The sequence below is a fragment of the bacterium genome (assembly GCA_040756715.1).
Taxonomy (GTDB): Bacteria; UBA9089; UBA9088; order UBA9088; family UBA9088; genus JBFLYE01.
The window spans coordinates 1-4,893 of record JBFLYE010000020.1; the positions used below are offsets into that span (position 1 = coordinate 1).

4 protein-coding genes and 1 tRNA gene are annotated in these 4,893 nt (G+C 33.5%); 3 read left to right on the forward strand and 2 right to left on the reverse strand.

Features of this window, described 5'->3' with window-relative positions; genetic code table 11:
* Positions 1-36: 36 nt before the first annotated feature.
* Together AB1397_00640 and AB1397_00645 are read right to left on the reverse strand one after the other, a co-directional pair.
* Positions 37-1,305, reverse strand: coding sequence for a class I SAM-dependent methyltransferase (locus AB1397_00640; protein MEW6481513.1), 1,269 nt, complete (start codon positions 1,303-1,305; stop codon positions 37-39).
* A complete protein-coding gene (locus AB1397_00645) occupies positions 1,289-2,011 on the reverse strand; it encodes a glycosyltransferase (protein ID MEW6481514.1) in 723 nt (240 codons plus the stop codon). Before AB1397_00645 ends, AB1397_00640 begins: the two co-directional genes overlap by 17 nt.
* 522 nt (positions 2,012-2,533) lie before the next feature.
* On the opposite strand from AB1397_00645, the gene AB1397_00650 reads away from it, so the two are divergent.
* From AB1397_00650 to AB1397_00660, 3 genes are all read left to right on the forward strand, one after another.
* Entirely contained in the window at positions 2,534-3,967 is a 1,434-nt protein-coding gene (locus AB1397_00650) for an ATP-binding protein (protein MEW6481515.1), read from the forward strand.
* 21 nt (positions 3,968-3,988) lie between these two features.
* Positions 3,989-4,060 (forward strand) — tRNA-Val (locus AB1397_00655).
* A 184-nt stretch (positions 4,061-4,244) separates the two neighbouring features.
* The coding region (locus AB1397_00660) for a hypothetical protein (GenBank protein MEW6481516.1) at positions 4,245-4,893 on the forward strand (649 nt) is incomplete at its 3' end.

The window sequence follows — 4,893 nt, forward strand, 5'->3', positions numbered from 1 at the left end:
TTGTAAAGCGTTATGGAATTAACTATAATTTTTTAATTACCTTAATATTTGTTTATTAATAATTTCTACCTTAGGTAAAGGCATGACTAATTTGCCACCATTATCTAAATATTTCTTTTCCCTAACCAAGAAATTCTTTTTAAAATGCCATGGCATAACCAAAAAGTAATCCGGTTTCATTTTTTTTGCTTTTTTTTCAGAAATAATGGGGATATTTGTACCAGGAGTAAAACAACCAAATTTATCTTCATTTACTTCCGCCATGAAAGGAATATCCTCCTCGGTTATATTGCAGAATTGCAATATTACATTTCCCTTAGTAGATGCACCATAACCAAGCATTAATTTATTATTAGCTTTTATCTTTTTAATAAACTGACGCAGTTTATCGCGATGCTTAAAAGTACGCTGTTTAAATTCTTGATATGGTTTCAAAGTATTTAAACCTATATTCTCTTCATTCGATAAGATTTCATCAACCCGACTGGTGCATTCTTTATAAGATGAGTTTGGCTTTGCAACAGTTATTGAGAAACTTCCTCCGTTCACATCATTAAATTCAACATCAATGATCTTAAATCCTATACGGTCAGTCATCCATTTAATCTGTTTTAAGCAATAATATTCCAAATGCTCATGGCAAATGGTATCATAGGCGTTCATTTCTAACATTGTAGGCATATAGCTTTGCTCAAAAACCCAAATGCCATCATCGGCTAGCACCTCATAAACTTGTCTCATAAAATCCATGGGCGCTTCTAAGTCATAAAACATCGCAATGGATGTGATTATTTTTGCTTTCTTCTTTCCAAAGTTCTGTTTAACAATTCCAGCTGAGAAAAAATCAGAGATAAGTTGAATATAATCTGGATAATATCCCTTAAATTTCTTTCCTGTGGGATCAATTCCTACCAAAATAAGGCCATCATGAGGATAGGCTTTCAACAATGTACCATCATTGCTACCTATATCAAGGATTAAATCACCAGGAGCCAAATGAATCATGTTTAAAATTTTCTTTATCTTCCCTTGTAAATGGTCTACCATTGATTTATTAAGAGCAGAACGATAGCCATAGTTTTCTCCATATAGCTCATTTAGATCGTAAGAATGTCTTAATTGTAAAAGGCCACAAGAGTTTCCATCTTTGTCTTCTTGGCACTTTACCAATTCTAATGGGCCTTTTGTAATTAATTGATCTTTACTTCTAGGAAAAACCCCAGTGAGAGTTTGTTCTCCCAGATTAAGGAGTGAAACTAAATCAGTGTTTCCACATATCCGACATTTATTAATTTCTTTGTACATGTCTCTTTATCCTTTCTTTATAAGCTAATTTAAGCACCTCGGTAAAATATTGCCAAAAAACTCGAATAAACTTGCTATTACCTTTACCCTTTGTACGTTTTCCGTTAACCGCTGGAAACTGTAAAATGCTTGCCCTGTTTCTTTGTAAATACCACATCAAGCGAATGCAATAATCGCCGTAACCCCAAAATATGTCATTATAATTACATTTCTCAATTACTCCTTTTTTTATTGCGAAAAAACCATAAAGGCTATCCGTTATAAAGCCTCTGGTAACAATACGAACAAATATATTGAATAGCCAACTTAATTTGTGACGAATCCAACTATCCATTCCTCCCCCATAAAGAAAACGGGAGGCAGATACACAATCATAATAAGAGAGCGCTTGCACCATAAAGGGTAGATATTTTGGCTGATGGTTATAATCTGAATCCATCACCACAAAAACTTCTCCTTCTGCATTCTCCAGGCCACACCTTATAGAATTTGCTAATCCAGGATCTTTTTGGCGTAAAATAGCTTTAACATAAGGTAAATTAAGCTCTAATACCGTCTGATAGGTACCATCCGGGCTATTGTCATCAACCACCAATATCTGATGATTATAATCACCAAGTTCTAAATGAATGTCTTCAATAAGAGAAACAATATTTTCCCTCTCATTAAATGTCGGCAATATTACTGAAACTTTTTGCTTATTCACTCCTTATTCGCCTCCAGCAACTGCGATAATTTCATTGGTTATAAATCCATATGCTAAATAACAAATATTCTGACGATTTATGAAAGATACTATAAATTTCTATCTTGATACCTTAATAATCTCATTGTTTCATCCTTTTTAAGAAAGTTTTAATGATGCTTCGCAATTTTTTGATAAGTTTAAACCATAGTTCTGGCAATATATTGAGGAGCTTATAGAGAATATATTTAACCAAAAATATTTATAATGAAATATTTTTCCCTTCTTTTTTAGAGAATATAAATCCATTTCAAAATAAATCTCTATCCACCACTTTTTCCATATTCTGTTCTTATAAATATTATACACTATAATTATGTGTATGGCAAGTAATTTTTTGGACTGGGCCTTCTATGGAATATAATGGGTGGATAAATCTCATTTTATAAAATTATGAATTTTGAATGTTGAATTTTGAATTATCGGTAGTTTATAAAATTTTAACATTGAAAACCCCCTTTTGATTTAAGTATAATATTTAGGATGTTCGTAGGTAGAACGGATGTCCTTAAGAAGCTTTGGAAAGCAAAGGATGAATTGCTTGAAGGAAAAGGCTCTCTTTATTTTATCTCTGGAATAAAAGGCTCTGGAAAAACTTTTCTCCTTAAAAAATTTGCACAATCTATAAATGATGTTGATGTAGTTTATATTGACATTAAAAGATTAAGCCTTTCTATTGACCTATTCTGTATTTATTTTATTGGCAATATATTTTTCTTCCTTGCAAAAGAAGAAGGAGAAAAAGCAAGCTATTTTAATGTAGGGTTTCAGAAAAAGATAATTGAAGAATTAAATGACAAAGAAATAACAAGGCATCTTAACCCATTCTATGAAGAATTACAAAAACAAAAGCCAGATTATTCTCTTCTCCTTAAGCTTGCATTCCAATTCCCTTCTATTATTTCAAAAAATCTTTCAATTCCCATTGTGCTTCTTTTGGATGAATTTCAAGAAATATCCTTTGTTTCAAACTATAGGATAGACCCTTATGGATTATTTAAAAAAGCAACAAAGGATGATGGTATTTTATGGATTCTTGCCTCATCCAAGAAAAACCTTCCCTTTGAAAATAAAATTACCCTCTCTGGTTTTTTGCCCGAAGATACTGAAAATCTCCTTTTAAATTTTAACAAAGGGGCAAAGGAAAGGCTTTTTGAAATAACAGAGGGCATTTCCTACCCATTCTTTGTTCTTTTAGAAAGGATAGGAAACAAAGATAAAATAGATTCCTTTCTTGTAGATGAGGCATTAAGCAGGGAGATAAGGGAGAATGGAAGGCTTAATAATTATTGTGAGCAAATAATGGATAATGCAATAAACGCAGCGCGGGGAGAGGGGCTTATTAGAAGCTGTCTTATCTCTTTAGCAAGAAATCCCCATCAAAAGCTTACCGCTATTTCAAAGGATATAAGAAGAAGCACAGGTGTTACAAAGAGCCTCCTTTCAAGACTCATGGAAACAGAGATTATTGAGAGAAAAGATAATGCCTATTTTATTCCAAATAGCCTCCTTAATTTATGGATAAACATCTATTATTATGGAAAAAGGCTAGAGATCAAAGACCCAATTATTAATCTGCTTAAAAGCTTTAACCATCAAAAGGTTTCTGGAGAGATATTTGGAATGGAAGAAGGAATAATCCTTCCTAAATTTTTATCTTTAAATATAAGGGACGATGGTCTTATTGAGGGAGAGGGAGAAAAGGAAAAATGGCTTATTAAGGTGCTAAGGGAGGGAATAGCTGGAAATAAAGAGCTAGAAGAATTAAAGGGTTTTTCCGAAAAGGCTAATTCACTTGCCTGGTTTATCTCAATGGATGGATTTTCATCTGATGTTTTCTTTCAAAAAGGGAAAACAATGCTTTCCATTGGAGAGGATATAAAAACCCTCCAAGAAATTTTGACAAGAAAGGAATGATTGTTTATAATTTTAGGGAGAGGGCGGATGGCTCAGAGGAAGAGCGCCTGCTTCACACGCAGGAGGTCGCAGGTTCAAATCCTGCTTCGCCTAATAGAAGATAAAAGTTAGAAAGAAAGATTTAGCGTAAAGAGATGCTTAATATGGGAAACAAGAGGCAGGATTTGAAGGGAGCACCGCGATGCGACCTTATGGGAGCATCAATAGCGGTGCGGGTGGCCAACCCGAAACGAACGAAGTGAGTGGAGGGCGCCAAGCCCTGCTTCGCCTAGAAAATATGAAAGAAACAATAGAATTACTTAAATTGCTCCAGGAAAAGGATATATTGCTTGCTGAAACAAAAGAAATAATGGAGAGCATTCCAAAGATACTAATGGAAGAAGAGGAGAGAATACAAACATTAAGGAAGGATTTTGATGAAAAAAATACTAAGCTTTCTGAGATAAAAAAGGATTTTCGGCACAAAGAGAGGGAACTTAAGGATTGCGAAGAGAAAACAAAGGGTTTTAAATCCCATTTTTATGAGGTAAAAACAAAAAAAGAGCTGGATGCTTTAGAGGATGAGATTAAAAAAACAGAAGCCTTAAAAGAAAAGCTTGAGGAGGAATGCCTTTTGCTTATGGATACAATAGAGGTAAAGGAAAGGGAAATACAGAGAGAAGAAAAAGAAATAAAAGATATGGAAATTGTTTTTAAAAATAAAGAGCAAGAGAAGAAAAAAGAATTAAAAGAGGCAGAAGAAAAACATAAAGCCCTTTCTTTAGAAAGGAAGGATTTAGAAGGAAAAATAGAGAAAAGAACGCTTGAGCTATATGAAACAATAAGGAGTAATAAGGATAATATTGCTCTGGCACAGGTTTTAAATAATATCTGTAGCGCTTGTCAGATGGGCTTAAGGCCACAAATAATAAATGAGATAAAAGAGG